Raw genomic sequence first — 15079 nt, 5'->3', positions numbered from 1 at the left:
AAAGAAATTTTGATTTAAAGAAAATATTAAACTTTTTTTTTTTTGAAACTTCATTTAATTTTTTTTCCAAGTATTTTTATTTACAAACTCAATATAACTAAAAATTATTTTACTTACTTGATCTGACACATGTTCATTTCTGTAATCTAATATTTTAAACTCCTCACTTCTGTTTTTGCTCGCGTTCACAGTAATATCTATTGCTGATAAAACTTTTTCTTTTCCCAATCCAGACATAATCACTACACCTTCATCCATACCTTCGGGTCGCTCGTGAGAATTTCTTATTGTAATTGCTGGAAAGTTTAACAACGAAGACTCCTCAGTTATTGTTCCACTATCGGAAATAGTACAATAGGCATTTTTTTGAAGATTAATATATTCAAAAAACCCAAAGGGATTATGAAAATTTACTAAATTATTAAATTTAAACTTCTTTAATTTTTTTAATTGTTTTTTTGTTCTTGGATGTGTCGAAACTAATATCTTTAATTTTTTTACTTTAGCTAAATAATTTAACGTTTCAGCAATCTTTTTTAAATTAACTAGATTTTCAATATTTTCTTCACGATGAAAACTGAAAACTAAATATTCTTTCTTTCTTAAATCTAATTTTTTTAAAATATTTGAGTCAAATAATTTAGTTTTGAAATTTTTAAATATTTCAGGTAAAAAACTTCCTGTTTTAAAAATACTATCTCCCTTAATGCCCTCCTCAAGCAAATATCTTCTCGCATGTTCAGTCAAAACAAAATTTATATCACTCATGTGATCCACTATTTTTCGATTTAATTCCTCAGGTATATTTTGATCAAAAGACCTATTTCCAGCTTCAAAATGAAAAATTGGTATTTTAAGACGTTTTGCAGTTATTACAGATAGGCAAGAATTTGTATCACCATACACAACTATACCATCAGGTTTTTCTTTTTTAAAAATATTTTCTGTTTTTGATATAACATTCGAAATAGTTTGAACTGATGTTTCTCCAGCACAATTTAAAAAGTATTTAGGTTTTTTAATTTTTAAATCTCTAAAAAAAATTTCATTTAAATTATAATCGTAATTTTGCCCTGTATGAATAATAGAATGACTGAAATATTTATCTAACTTTTTAAAAACGACAGAAAGTTTTATTATTTCTGGACGAGTTCCAACTACTGTTAAAATTTTATAAATTTTTTTCATTTAGATTTTTTTCATTGTATAAAACATATACCATGGATAACCAGAAAACAAATGAGCTAGTGGGTTGGTATATAAATCCGTTGAAAAAAAACATATTAATAATGGCTATTAAATTACAATAAAAAAATAATGATGCTAAATCATCTTTTTTCTTTAACTTATTTAATTTTACCATTAAGCAAATCATTAACGACATAATATTAATAAATAAGAATACACCTCCAATATTAAAATATTCAGTATATGAATTATGTGTGGTGCCACTCTCTGAAAATGGCAATCCAAATGCTCCTTGACCTCCAATTAAACCAAATCCAAAAAAATTATTCCATATAGAATGTTCTGCTAATTTAGGTATTGATCTGGAAATTCTATCTATAGCTTGAACCTCAAAACTAGCGACTTGATATTGATCTGTGCCTAAATAAAGTCCTTTTATAGCAGCATTTACATAAATTTGTATTTCGGGAGAAAACTCTAAGACAAGAAAAAATGCAACGATTGAAAAAAATAAGTAATAAAATTTTTTTTTTAATCTAATAAAAAAAATAACAAAAAAAAGAAAAATAATTACATTCATTAATCCTGCCTTAGCTAAGGTAACTACTCCAGTTATGGAAAATAAAGTTATACCCAAAAAGATAAGGAGTGAATTTTTTATTTTGTTATGCAATACTAATACCATTAGGAGAATACCCACTGTTCCGCCATATGCTGTGAGTGACCCAGATGTAGTGGCATATCTTTCAAGATTTTGCCTTTCTTGTGTCGGAACTAAAAAATCTAGAGCCCCAAAGTACACCTGATATATCAACGAAAAAGCTGCTATTAAACCAAAAATCAAGTAAATATTTAAGATTACATAAAATTGATTTCTTTCAAAAATAAAATTATATAAAAAGATTGCAGTAATTGGCATTAAACACATTCTAGGCAGCGCTGTTAAAAATTCACTTAAACCTCCATAAAAAAAGGTGACTCCGCTGATATAAATTAACAAAATATAAAATATCCATAATTGAAGGGATAAGTAACTTGTTGCAGTAAAAACAAAACCAGAATTAAAAATGATATAAATATTTACTATTAAAAAAAGTAAAAAAATTGATAAATAAATAATTCCATAATTATGCCTTAGAACTTGAGATAGGATAACAATAACCCAAAATAATGATAGATAATTAAAAAATTTATTTTTTGTCATTATTTTTTTTCATTCCAGAAATAAGATTGTTCCAATTAGGAATATGTTTAATATATTTTTTTAATTTTGAATTATTTAATGTTCTATCAATTTTAAAATCACTATTTTTATTAATTATTATTTTTTTATTATAAATTTTGTTAATTTTATTTAACAAATTATATTTATTAATTTTAGTACCACTTACATGAAGAAGACCTGTGACGTCAAATTTATACAGCAATACGAGTAAAACTTTTGACAAATAATAAGTTGGCAAACCATTAAAGTATGCCCTGCTAAAACCTTGACAGCTATTCTTAATTGATAAAAACCACTCTAATAGACCATATTGAGTTTTGATTTCGTGTCCAATTGTAGAAGTTCTTATAGTCAGGTTAAAGTCATCATAAATCTCACCAGCAGCCTTGGATATTCCGTAAAGGTCCTTTGCGTTAGGGCGATCTCTTTCATGATAATTTCCTTTTTTTCCATTAAAAACACAATCAGTGCTTATTTGAACAAATTTAGCATTAAATTTATTTGAAATTTTTTTTGCATAATGAGGAAAATCAGAATTAATTTTTGTTATTTTTTTATCACTTCTTACATATAGATGTTTTGTTAACCCAATACAATTTATAACAATATTTGGCCTAATATCCTTAACAATACTTTTGAGAACAGCTTTTTTAGACACGTTAAAATAGAAAAGCTTATTTTTTTTTTTCAAAAAATTAATTTTTTTATTATCTTTATACGTACCATACGTAATACATTTTTTTGAAAGTAAAAACTCTCTATATATCGAGCTTCCAATCATTCCTGTGACTCCAAGTATCAAAATTTTCATATTAGGATCTAAAAATACTAAGTAATTTTTTAGGAATTATTAACAGTATAAAAATTTTTAATAAAAATTTTTTTGATCGTGTATTACTAAGAAAAAATAAAATTTTTTTATAATTATTTTTGTTTTTATAGTATAGGCTCATTAAAAATAGAATATTATCATTAAAATATGTATAATTTAAATTATTTAAAAAAAATTTATTTTTAAGCATCTTTTTTTTCCAAGCAATTAATTCAAGAATATTTAATCTAAATTTTTTATTACTAAGATTATTTGAGTGCCACCTGTAATAACTTAGTTTTTCATTCAAATAACATAATTGATATTTCTTTATTATTCTTAAAACTAAATCATAATCACCTATAATCTCAAATGATGAGTCAAATCCGTAGTCTAAACTATCATAAACATTTTTTTTAATTATAAGCGTTGACATACCAATAAAATATTTTTTTATTGCATAATCAAAATAATTTTTCGAAATTATTTCTTTTTTAAATGCTGAGTATTTTGTTTTTTTTCTTTCATTTACAATCCAATAATTTGTACATGATAGATCACAATTTTTATTTACCATTTCTTGTATTTGAAATTTAAGCTTATTTTTTTCCCACCAATCATCGACATCTAAAAAAGCTAAATAATCTCCATTACTTAATTTTACAGCCTTATTCTTCGCTGAATATAATTTTTCAAAAGTTTTTGAATAATAAACTTTTAATCTTGGATCATTTATTTTTTCTAAAATTTTTTTACTGTTATCGTTTGATGCATTATCCCAAAATATAATTTCTAAATTTTTATATGTTTGATTGAGTACAGAATTTATTGATTTACTCAAAAAATCAGCTCCATTATAAGAATTTATAATTACACTAACCAGTTTTTCAGACATTTGCGAGATTTGAGAAACAATTCAAATTTTATAATTTTTTTTTAAAACTTTCTTAATTTGATTAATTGAGAGCAAACTTTCGTTATTAGATGAGTATTCTTTTACGTGTGGTGTTTTTTTTCCTTTGGTAAAAAAAATCTCGTAATTCAAATCTTTACTATTTGGAGGAATTTCATAAAAATTTTTATGCGATTTAACTCGTAGCATCTCATTATTTGAAATGAGTGTTTCATGAAGTTTTTCCCCATGTCTCAATCCTATATATTTAATTGGTAATTTATAATTAAATAAAACCTTCATACAATTTGCTATATCAATTATTTTGGCTGTGGCACACTTTTTTACGTAAATTGACCCATTATTGCCTTTTATAAAAGCAAACAATATTAGATCTAGTGCTTCATCCAGCGACATAAAAAACCTGGTCATTTTTTTATCTGTGATAGTAAGTGGTTTATTTTTTTTAATTAATTCATTAAAGTATGGAATTACCGATCCTCTTGATCCAATAACATTACCATAACGAGTAATGGTAAGTTTAAGCTTGCTCTTTGGTATTGATCTACTTTTGGCAATAACTATTTTTTCAGCTAATGCTTTTGACAGTCCCATTGCATTAATTGGATAAACGGCCTTATCTGTACTTAAAAGTACAAAATTTTTAACTTTTTTTTCTAAGCAGCATCTAATTACATTTTCAGTTCCTAGAGTATTTGTTTTTATTGCTTCAATTGGAAAAAATTCACTAGAGGGCACTTGCTTTAGAGCAGCTGCATGAAAAACAAAATCAACACCTTCAAAAGCATCAACCATTGAATAATATTCCCTAACATCACCAATAATGAATTCAAGTCGCTTATCATTAAAAAAATTTCTCATTTCAAATTGTTTAAGCTCATCTCTGCTAAAAATTACTATTTTTTTGACTTTAAATTTAAGTAACTTTTTAACAAAAGCTTTACCAAATGAGCCTGTTCCCCCTGTAATTAAAAAGGTTTTTTTTGCAAAGTATTTTTGATTTAAGATTAAACCTGACATTTTAACATGATTAATTGGGATAAATAACTATCATTATTTAAATTTAAATCCATTAAATATTTAATTAAAAATAACCCTTTCCATAAAAATCAAGTATTTTTACTATTTCTTTAAATATATTATGCTCTTCTTTAATGGGAATTAGTTTTTTAATTTTTTTATTAGAAAACCTTAAATCAAATTTTTCTAATTTTACGTTTCCAAAAGTAATTTTTCTATTCGATTTAATTTTTTTTTTTACAAGGTAAGCTATTTTAAGAGCTATATCCTTAATTTTAGAAACCTGCCCTGAACAGATATTGTAAGTTCCGACTTTTTTTGAGTTTAAGAAAAAATTAACACACGATAATAAATAATTCATTGAAACAAAATCTCTTACATCTTCTCCATTTGTGTTAAGAGAGATATTTTTATTAACCAAATTTTTACAAATGAAATTGATTATTAAATTTTTAGATTGATTATTCTCATTTAAAGGTTTTGCAATTACATTGGAAATTCTGAATATAACAACATCTATTTTATTTGAATTTTTATTACATATTTCCTCAGAAATTTTTTTTGTTTTTCCATAAATATTATTTGGTTTGAGTTTAGTTTTTTCATTAATTATGGATTTTTTATTTCCATAAACATGTACTGTAGAAAATAAAATTATTTTTTTATATTTATTTTTAATACCAAGACCAATGATTTTCTTTGTGAGTTCAATATTAAGTTCATTTGCTAACTTGGGATTTTTTTCGCATGATTTTTTATCAAGTGCTGCAAGATGTAAAATTGCAAAATTATTTTCATCACTTTTAAACACTTTATCATTTTTAAGATATCTTATAATTTTGTACTTTTTTTTTAATCTATTAAGAATTATTGAACCAAGATAGCCATTTGACCCAGTTAAGATTATTTTTTGTTTAGCCATTTGAATTTATTTAAATTCATTTCTTCTAATAGTTTTAAATCACGGGCTGTATCAACACATCGCCAAAATTTATCATGAAGATAAACATTTATTTGTTTTTTTTTACATAATTTTGCCATTGGGTCGCGTTCAAGCATTACATTTTTAAAATCTAACAATTTAAAAAATTCTTTTTTAAAAACAAAATATCCACCATTAATCCAACCTGTAGATAATTGTGGTTTTTCAGCTAAAGATGTTAAAACTTGGTTTTTAATATTCAATACTCCAAATCTAGATGGTGGTCTTACTCCAGTCATAGTAGCAATTTTTTTATGTTTTAAATGAAAAGAGTATAATTTTTTTATATTAATGTCTGATATGCCATCACCATAGGTTAGAAAAAAAAAATTTTCTGATACATATTTTTCAATTTTTTTTATTCGCTTTCCTGTTAGAGAATTACGACCTGTATTTACTACAATAACATTTTTTTTTTGTTTGAAGTGTTTCTTAAATAGTTCGTACTTATAACCTCCTGCAATTATAAATTTTTTAACTCCATAATTTTCGTAGTGATTAATAATTATTTCAATTAATGGCTTATTTTTTAATTTAATTAGAGGTTTAGGAATTTTTTGCGTATATTCATGAAGTCGCGATCCCTTTCCACCAGCTAGAATAACCAGTGGAATATCTGATAAATTATGTGATTGATTTTTTTTTTGTTTCATTTTTGTCATGTTTGTAATTTAATAAATTAAGAACCCTATTATTTTTTGAAATTCCTCTAAAACAAAACCAATATTTAGGTTTAATAATCATAAATTTATTATCTTTACCAGATAAAACTTTTTTTTTTATTTTAGAAAAATTCTTTGTTATTCGAAACTCAACTTTACCTGAAATTACTATTAATTTTGATGTTGCCTTTTTATGATAATTCCAACCTTTAGTTTTATTATAATTTACCTCGGTAATATAAACATCTTGAATAAGATCACTTTTCTTGACTGGACTCAATATTTTATAAATATCACCTAGTTCATTATTTATTTTTTTAAATTTTTTTATCATAATCAAAAAATTCTTTAATTTGATAATTAGTAAAATCACTCATATTTGAATTATTATAATATTTTATGTACCAATCAGTTGTAAATTTTACAGTTTCTTTAAAACTTAACTTTGGTTTCCACTTTATTTTTTTTTTGCTTTGTCACAGTTCAGTTGAAGTAAACCATGTTCGTGAAATAATTTCTTGTCTGTAATTTTAAATTTAAAATTGATCAAGTTTTTTTTAACTTCTTTTATTAATTCTTTTACTGATCTTGAGTTCTTTAAACTTGGGCCAAAGTTATAACTTTCGCCATCAAAAATATTTCTATCTAAATATTCGCCTAACATTAAGTATCCGTTTAATGGTTCTAAAACATGTTGCCATGGCCTTGTAGAGCTTGGGCTTCTGATTTCTGTTGTTAAGTTTTTTTTCCATGATTTAATACAATCAGGTATAATTCTATTTTCTGATAAATCACCTCCCCCTATAACATTTCCCGCTCTAGCAGTTGCTGATTGACAATTTTTCATCTTCTTTAAATAACTATCAAAATATGATTTATATAATATTTCTACAGAAGATTTCGATGCACTATAAGGATCTGAGCCACCGAGATAATCTTTTTCTTTGTAACCGGATTTTTTTTCTACATTTTTATAGCATTTATCGCTAGTTATTAAAATTAAGTTATTTTTAAATTTTTTTTTTTTAAAATTTCTAAAAGGTTCAGTGCTCCAACAAAATTAATTGTCCAAGTTTCATGTGGATCACTATAAGACTTTCCAACTAATGATTGTGCAGCTAAATAAAAAATAAATCTTGGTTGTATTTCAGAGATTGTTTTATCTAATTTACCATAATTCCTAACATCAAAATTAAATTCTTTTACTAATTTTTTTTTTACATTTGTAGAATCGTAGTTGATACTTTTATTGATTTTTTTTTTAGAAATCCCATAAACGTCTGCATTAAAATAATTTAGACAGTTAACTAACCAACTTCCTTTGAAACCAGTGTGTCCTATCACTAAAACTTTTTTTTTATTATAACATTTCATTATTACTAATTATATCAATTTACAATTTTACAAAACACTTTTGGTAGGTGTCTGTAAAAAGTTTCATAACTTTTAAGATCCTTATTATTGGAATAGCTCTTTATATAATTTTTAAAATAATTAGAATATTTTTGCTGATTGATATTATCATCTGAAATTTTATAAAATTTATTTGAAATATCTATAGCTTCTTTACCAAATTCTTTTGCAAGTGACTCTATGGATAACCTGTAATGAAGTAAATAGTTTGAGGACTTAATAAAGATTGCTTTTTTTTTATACAGTGTAACATAATTAACAGCAGTGCTATTATGAATTAAAACTAACTTTGAATATTTTACCAAAGAGATAGTTTTGTTTTTTATAATTTTTCTTTTATTGAATGGATTAGATTTATAATTAGCTCTTGGATATGAAGCTATAATAATTTTTAGATTATATTTTTTTTCGATAAAATCAAAAAAATTATTTAATTCTTTATAAAAAGTTTTTTTTTCACATAAATTGGTATTATAACCATGTACTAATGGATCTATATGATTTGGAACATCTTCATCGATATAAACAATATAATTTTTTTCTTTTGAAGTTTTATTCAAATTTTCAAAATCTAAAAAATCATCATAAGCAAAGGCAGGACTTTGAATTTTATATATTTTTTTATTTTTGTGGTGTTTAATATTATTTACTATTTGATATGAAGGAATAATATTTTCTAATACTCTCAATTTTAAAAACAATAAAAAAAAATATCTATAAATTTTATCAATTATATGAAAGCTATATTGAAGATTTAATCTAATTTTATCAATATAATTTGATATATTTAGAGGATACCTATTAAAATTAAAATTACCCCAGATAATATTTTTTTTTTTTAATTCTTTGAAAAAAAAATAATTCTTATAATTATAATGAATGCTAACAAAGCAACAAACATCTTTTGAGTTATAAAAATTTAATATTTTAGAAAATTCATTTTTTGTTTTTGGTTTTAAAATTTTAATATCTTTATGTTTTTCCTTATTTTTAAAAATAGTTTTATTTGGATTTATTAAGGTACTTATGTCTATAACTTCACAATCTAAGCCTTTAGCTTTGAAAAATTTTAAACCATACCTCCTATAATCATACTTAGAAAATCTAGAAGTTAGAAAAATTATTTTTTTAAACATTAATCATCATTTTTTAAAAAATAGGGATTTGTTAAAAGTTTATTAATAAAGTTTAAATTTGTAATATCTAATTTTTTTTTCATAAATTGTCGAACTACTTTAGATGTGAATTCTTTATTTTTAGAATACCTTATCTCTTTGCTTTTATTTTGTTTTGTAGGTTTTATATCAAATATTTTTTTGTTAGATATTCTTTCAACTAGAGAATAAAAGGCTGATTTTACAGTTGACATAGAATAATCATATATATTTGATTTATGATTAGACATTGCATGATATAAAATATTTCCACTATCTAAACCTTTTGACAGTAAATGGATTGTTGAACCAACAAGATGAAGATTATTATCATTTAAAGCCCAAAAATTACAATCTGTTCCCCTATAGTAAGGAGATACACCCATATGAATATTTATAGCTCTATTTCTTATTAAAAAATCCACCAAATTTCCTTTAATATAACTTGATCCATAAACAATATAAACATCACTCTTCAAATAAGAGTCAATTGATAAGAGATCTATATTACTCAGTTCACCAAATTTAATTAATTTTCTTTTCAGTTTTTGAGATTTACTCTTTAATAGAGACTTACCAAATATTTTTTTTTGAGACTTGTTAACCCTCTTAAAATAGCTTTTGATTACTTTTGAAGAATAATTTTCACCAGATGTTTTGGGTAATTTTTCTTGAATAACATACACCTCATTAAATCTTTTAGATAATAAGCTTATAAAATATTCATGTCTAAGATTATCTCCAGTAAACAATGTTATTTTCATTTATTGATAATAGACATTATGTCTGAATGATCTTGTCTAGCAATTTCTAGATTCGAGTTATTAATTTTTTTCATTTTTTTTTCTTTTTCCAAGGTCATAATTTGTTTAAATCCTAATTTAACTCCTAATTTGTTTAATATTTTTTTAGTATCTTCATTATAACTTCCACATGGATGTGACATAGTTTTAAAATAAGATGTTTTTTTTTTTAATATTTTAGATAAAATTTTTTGGTTATTTTTATATTCTTTAAGTTGATTTTTAAATGTTAAATTTTCTAATAAGGTTGGGTGTGAATGAGAATGCAAACCAACTATATGCCCTTGTAAAATAATTTTTTTTAAGTCATTTTTACTCATAAATAAATTTTTAAAATATTTTTTTGGGTTAAAATTCTTTATCTTAAACATTTTAAACATTATAGATTTATATTCTCTTTTTGTTAAGAGCGTATCTCTAACCATTCTAAATTTGATATCATTTAAAGAATAATGGGGAAACTTAATTTTTTTTAATTTTATTTCATTAGAATTTTTTTTAAAAAAGATATTTAAATCATCTTTAACAAAGGTAAAAAAAAGTTTATAAAATTTATTAATACTTTTAAAATAATTAGTTCTAAAATATCTAAATACCTCTAGGTAATCTGGTTTTCCAGTAAACAAGTTTGAATATACAAAAAAAAAACTTTTTATTTTTAAATCATTAAGAACTGGTAAAGCAATATCGAATTGACATTTAATACCATCATCGAACGAAAAGCATACCTCATTTTTTTTTAATTTTTTATCTAATAGTTTCTGATAAAACACATCGGCATCCAAGATATTTTTTCTTCCAATAAAATTTATAATTTTTAATAAATTTTTCTTATTAAGTGATCCTTGGCCTTTTTTATGAAGCTTATTATCATGAAAATGATGAAACATTATTCCATGGAAGTAATTGAATTTTTTTGAATACATTTTAAATTTTACTATTAATGAAATTCCTAATACCTTAAAATTATTATTTAAAATTTACTATTTAATTTTTAATAATTTAATATAAAACTTTTATTAATTATTCCTAATAAAAAGTCTAAATGTATGAATAAAAAAAAGGTATCTGGTTTTATGGTTTGTCAGGTTCTGGAAAATCATATGCTTCAATTCTGATAAATAAAAAAATTAAAAACTCTATTGTGATCGATGGAGATGAGGTAAGGAAAAATATTTCATTTGATTTAAAATACTCGAAAAAAGATAGAAATATCCAACTAAAAAGGATGTTGGGAATTGGTAAAATTGCCATCAATTCAAAAATTTTTCCCTTAATATCAACGGTTTGGATGAATTCTACAATAATTAAAAGTGCAAATAAAATCGGAATAAAAATTGTTAAAGTTGAAACAAATTTTAATAATCTGATTGAGACCCATAAAACTTATAAAAAAAAAAGTGACGTTGTGGGAATTAATTTTAAATATGGCAAAAATTTAAAATCATTAACTATACAGAACAATAAGGATAGTAAGTTTTGGAATATTCTAAAGAAATTGATTCGATAACCAAAGAACAAAGATATTTAATTGATTACGCAAATATTAAAAGTGGGATAGTAGAAAATCAAAATAATTTTCAAAATCACGAACAATTTAAAAACTTTTTAAATAACCCTGGACTTGGCTTACCATTAGTATTGCCTTTAGGCCTCAAATGTTTTGATTACAGTTCAGCAAAAAATACTTATAAAATATCAACAAAAGATATTTCTAATAAATTATTTGGTACCTTTGATCAAAATTATCTTGGGGTAAAAACTTTTTTAAATTATGGAAATTCTTTTTGTACAGATGCAAAACCAAAAAAAGAATATAATCATTTAATAAATATTGTTACAAAGTTTAACGAAATACTAAAAAGTAAAATTAATGAAATAAAAAAACAAGGAAAAACTGTAGGTGCTTTTCAAACACGAAATATACCGCACCTAGGTCATGAAAAAATTATAGAAAAATTACTAGATCATTGTGATCATGTAATAATCAATCCTGTAATTGGGCCAAAAAAAAATGGAGATCTTAGAAATAATATTCTTGAACTTGCTTATAAGTTTTTAAGTGAAAATTTTTATAAAAATAGAATTACATATTTGCCAATATGTGCAAATATGTTTTATGCCGGCCCAAGAGAAGCAATCCACCATTCGCTTTTAAGAAAAAATTCTGGTTTTACATGTTTTATTATTGGTAGAGATCATGCCGGAGCAGACAATATCTATAATCCTGATGATGCTCCAAAAATTGCTAAATTGTATGAAAAAGACATGGGCATTAATTTAATAACTCATCAAGGAAGCTATTATAATAGAATAAAAAAAAAATAGTTATAAAAAACATTAATGATAATACTAAAGATTTAGAGAACATTTCTGGTTCAGAATTTAGAAAACATTTAAAGAATAAAACATTTTACAAACATGCTAGATACGAATTACAAGAATATTTATATACATTATCAGATAATTATTTTATAGAATATTAATGAGTAAAATATTACCAACAATAGGGCCAGCAAGTGAGAGTATTAGTGACATTAAAAAAATGCTTAATATTTCAAGTTCTGTAAGGATTAACGGTTCACACAATACTTTATCTTGGCATAAAAAAGTTGCAAATACTGTTAAAAAATTAAAAAAAGATAGTACCATTCTTTTAGATGTACCAGGCATAAAACCAAGAACAGCAAATAAAGAAGAAATTTTAATTAACAAGGGTGAAAAGATAATTTTTACTTTTAAAAGTCATAAAATTAAAAAAAAATTAAAAATAATTCCAATTACAAACCCTCTTCCTAAAATAAATAAAAATGCTAAATCATTTTCAATTAGTGATGGACAATATGAATTTAAAATAACTAAATATGGTAAAAATTTTATTGAAGGTAAATCAAATGAAAAATTTTTATTAAAACCAAAAAAAGGGTTAAACATACCTTTTTCTATTTATGACGAAAATGCACAATTTAAAATATATTCTAATTTCATAAAAAAATATAAATCTGTTAAATTTGATGCGCTTGGATTGAGCTTTGTACAAAGTGACTCGATTTTAAAAAAGATAAAAAAGAAATTTAAAGACATTGTAATTGTTGCCAAAATTGAGAATTATTTGGGTTTAAAAAATGCATTTAACATTTGTAAAAATTCAGATGTTATAATGATTGATAGAGGAGATTTGGGTGCAGAGATTGGCAATAATAAATTATACTCTGCAATAGTTACAATATCTGAGATAACAAAGCAAAACGGTAAGTCATTAATTATGGCTACAGAAAATCTAAATTCAATGATTACCAGAAAATCACCAACAAAGAGTGAAATTGTAGCTCTGGGCTTTAGTCTTAATTTAAAAGCAGATAAAATAATGTTGAGCGATGAAACTGCTACAGCAAAAAATTGGTATTCATCATTGATTTGGTTAAATAATTTTTTAAAAAAAAACAATAATACTGAATTGAAAATTAAAAATAATAATGATGTATTTTGGAAAATAATTAGTGAACTTCCAGAAAATATACCTATCGTTGTTTTTTCAAGAAAAGGGTTAGCTATTGAAAAATTGTCAAAGATTAAAGGAGATGTTGATTTAACTGTTTTTACAGATAATATAAAAACATCTACAATCTGCTCTTTTAGATCTAACGCTAAAACTCATTATATCAGTAGATTTGATGAGTCAAAAAAAAATACATACATTTACTCTGCACTTAAGAAATATAAAAATTCTATTTTCAAAAAAAACAAATTTATTATCTTAATCTATATTTCATATCCTAGGAAAGCTTCTCGTGCAAATACAATAGCTTTAGTTGAAAAAAAAGATTTTGATTAAACAGCTTTTATTAATTAATAGCATATTATAAAATTAACCTTTATACAGAAATCTATATGAAAAATATTATAAGATCTGACCTTCAGGTATTAATTACCGGATGCTACAGATCTGGTACAGATTACTCAAGTGTATTATTAAACAATCATCCTAAATTTATTGTAACAACGTACACAACTAGTTTTATGCGCTATTCATACAATAGATACAATCCTATCTTTAAAGAAAAGAATTACACTGCTTTATTGAATGAGGCAAAAAAAAGAATTAAAGATAGATGGAAAAGAAATCTTAATATAAAAAAAATAATTGATAATTGTAAAAAAGAAAAAAAAGTAACATATGCGCTATTGTATGATTTAATGATGGGCGATTTATTTTTAGATAAATCAGTTACAAAATGGGGAGAGAAAACTCAATTAGTCTGGCGACAAATACCAGATTTTTTTAAACTTTTTCCAAATGGAAAAGCAATTAATATCATAAGAGATCCAAGAAGTGTTTTAGCATCATTTAAAAAATCAACCTACAACCCTGAACCTGCATATCTAGGTGCTATTTTTAATTGTTTTGACTCTATGCAAAAAAGTCATGAGTATAAAAAAAAATATGGATCTAGATTTTTATTCTTTAGATATGAAGATATTGCCTTGAATCCAAAAAAAACATTGAAAAAAATATATAAATTTCTTGATCTGAATTCTGATCATGACTTACTAAATGAAAAAAAATGGCTTAATGCTGATGGATCTAAATTTATTCACAATTCTGTTTTTGCTAGTAAAAAAGAAAAGAAAGATGAATTTGATTTCAAAGGATCAATTAATAGATGGAAAAGCCAACTTTCAAGTAGTGAAATTGCATTTTGCCAATTTATTAATAGAGATCTAATGAAACTATATAATTACAAAATATCAAAAAAAGACAATGACTGGAATAAACTTTTAGCAACAGTATTTAACAATAAAAAAATTTTTAGTTACTTCAAAAAATGGATTTTAAAAAATAATGGTATCCAAGAATTCCCAAATAATCCATTAGATCCCAGAAACTGGGATGAAAATAACAAATAA

At 23.8% G+C, this 15079-nt stretch carries 15 protein-coding genes and 1 pseudogene; 4 read left to right on the top strand and 12 right to left on the bottom strand.

The window, feature by feature from the left end; translation table 11 throughout:
- Positions 1 to 54: 54 nt before the first annotated feature.
- The 12 genes and pseudogenes from wecB to ACIJYG_RS00745 form a co-directional block, all read right to left on the bottom strand.
- Positions 55 to 1179 (bottom strand): non-hydrolyzing UDP-N-acetylglucosamine 2-epimerase, encoded by a 1125-nt coding sequence (gene wecB, locus ACIJYG_RS00800; protein WP_435098804.1) that lies wholly within the window; start codon positions 1177 to 1179, stop codon positions 55 to 57.
- Positions 1172 to 2392: a hypothetical protein gene (locus ACIJYG_RS00795; protein ID WP_435097367.1), complete on the bottom strand. Its 1221-nt coding sequence runs from the start codon at positions 2390 to 2392 to the stop codon at positions 1172 to 1174. The genes wecB and ACIJYG_RS00795 overlap by 8 nt, the downstream gene beginning before the upstream one ends.
- Positions 2379 to 3224 (bottom strand): dTDP-4-dehydrorhamnose reductase family protein, encoded by an 846-nt coding sequence (locus ACIJYG_RS00790; RefSeq protein WP_435097364.1) that lies wholly within the window; start codon positions 3222 to 3224, stop codon positions 2379 to 2381. Before ACIJYG_RS00790 ends, ACIJYG_RS00795 begins: the two co-directional genes overlap by 14 nt.
- 1 nt (position 3225) lies before the next feature.
- The gene (locus tag ACIJYG_RS00785; protein WP_435097361.1) at positions 3226 to 4119 is read right to left on the bottom strand and encodes a glycosyltransferase family 2 protein; all 894 of its coding nucleotides are present in this window, start codon (positions 4117 to 4119) and stop codon (positions 3226 to 3228) included.
- 21 nt (positions 4120 to 4140) lie between these two features.
- On the bottom strand, positions 4141 to 5157 hold the full coding sequence (locus ACIJYG_RS00780) for a polysaccharide biosynthesis protein (protein WP_435097358.1): 1017 nt from the start codon (positions 5155 to 5157) through the stop codon (positions 4141 to 4143).
- A 64-nt stretch (positions 5158 to 5221) separates the two neighbouring features.
- On the bottom strand, positions 5222 to 6079 hold the full coding sequence (locus tag ACIJYG_RS00775; protein ID WP_435097355.1) for an SDR family oxidoreductase: 858 nt from the start codon (positions 6077 to 6079) through the stop codon (positions 5222 to 5224).
- Complete coding sequence (locus ACIJYG_RS00770; RefSeq protein WP_435097352.1) at positions 6061 to 6792, bottom strand: sugar phosphate nucleotidyltransferase; 732 nt, start codon at positions 6790 to 6792, stop codon at positions 6061 to 6063. The genes ACIJYG_RS00775 and ACIJYG_RS00770 overlap by 19 nt, the downstream gene beginning before the upstream one ends.
- Positions 6764 to 7135, bottom strand: a complete 372-nt coding sequence (locus ACIJYG_RS00765; RefSeq protein WP_435097349.1) for a WxcM-like domain-containing protein — start codon at positions 7133 to 7135, stop codon at positions 6764 to 6766. The genes ACIJYG_RS00770 and ACIJYG_RS00765 overlap by 29 nt, the downstream gene beginning before the upstream one ends.
- A 123-nt stretch (positions 7136 to 7258) precedes the next feature.
- Positions 7259 to 8175: pseudogene (gene rfbG / locus ACIJYG_RS00760) on the bottom strand (CDP-glucose 4,6-dehydratase).
- A gap of 14 nt (positions 8176 to 8189) precedes the next feature.
- The gene (locus ACIJYG_RS00755) at positions 8190 to 9350 is read right to left on the bottom strand and encodes a hypothetical protein (protein ID WP_435097346.1); all 1161 of its coding nucleotides are present in this window, start codon (positions 9348 to 9350) and stop codon (positions 8190 to 8192) included.
- On the bottom strand, positions 9350 to 10132 hold the full coding sequence (locus ACIJYG_RS00750; RefSeq protein ID WP_435097343.1) for a formyltransferase family protein: 783 nt from the start codon (positions 10130 to 10132) through the stop codon (positions 9350 to 9352). The genes ACIJYG_RS00755 and ACIJYG_RS00750 overlap by 1 nt, the downstream gene beginning before the upstream one ends.
- Complete coding sequence (locus tag ACIJYG_RS00745) at positions 10129 to 11097, bottom strand: polysaccharide deacetylase family protein (RefSeq protein ID WP_435097340.1); 969 nt, start codon at positions 11095 to 11097, stop codon at positions 10129 to 10131. The genes ACIJYG_RS00750 and ACIJYG_RS00745 overlap by 4 nt, the downstream gene beginning before the upstream one ends.
- A gap of 140 nt (positions 11098 to 11237) precedes the next feature.
- Between ACIJYG_RS00745 and ACIJYG_RS00740 the strand changes: the two genes are divergently transcribed.
- The 4 genes from ACIJYG_RS00740 to ACIJYG_RS00725 all read left to right on the top strand — a co-directional run bounded on the left by ACIJYG_RS00740 (position 11238) and on the right by ACIJYG_RS00725 (position 15079).
- Positions 11238 to 11681, top strand: coding sequence for an adenylyl-sulfate kinase (locus ACIJYG_RS00740; RefSeq protein WP_435098801.1), 444 nt, complete (start codon positions 11238 to 11240; stop codon positions 11679 to 11681).
- A complete protein-coding gene (locus ACIJYG_RS00735) occupies positions 11651 to 12499 on the top strand; it encodes a hypothetical protein (protein WP_435097337.1) in 849 nt (282 codons plus the stop codon). The genes ACIJYG_RS00740 and ACIJYG_RS00735 overlap by 31 nt, the downstream gene beginning before the upstream one ends.
- A 157-nt stretch (positions 12500 to 12656) precedes the next feature.
- Complete coding sequence (locus tag ACIJYG_RS00730; RefSeq protein ID WP_435097334.1) at positions 12657 to 14006, top strand: pyruvate kinase; 1350 nt, start codon at positions 12657 to 12659, stop codon at positions 14004 to 14006.
- A gap of 56 nt (positions 14007 to 14062) precedes the next feature.
- Positions 14063 to 15079 (top strand): sulfotransferase family protein, encoded by a 1017-nt coding sequence (locus ACIJYG_RS00725; RefSeq protein ID WP_435097331.1) that lies wholly within the window; start codon positions 14063 to 14065, stop codon positions 15077 to 15079.

This window comes from Candidatus Pelagibacter bacterium nBUS_27, from assembly GCF_051200985.1.
Lineage (GTDB): Bacteria > Pseudomonadota > Alphaproteobacteria > Pelagibacterales > Pelagibacteraceae > Pelagibacter.
The sequence above is the reverse complement of the archived record's forward strand: the minus strand, read 5'-3'. Positions and strand labels throughout refer to the sequence as shown.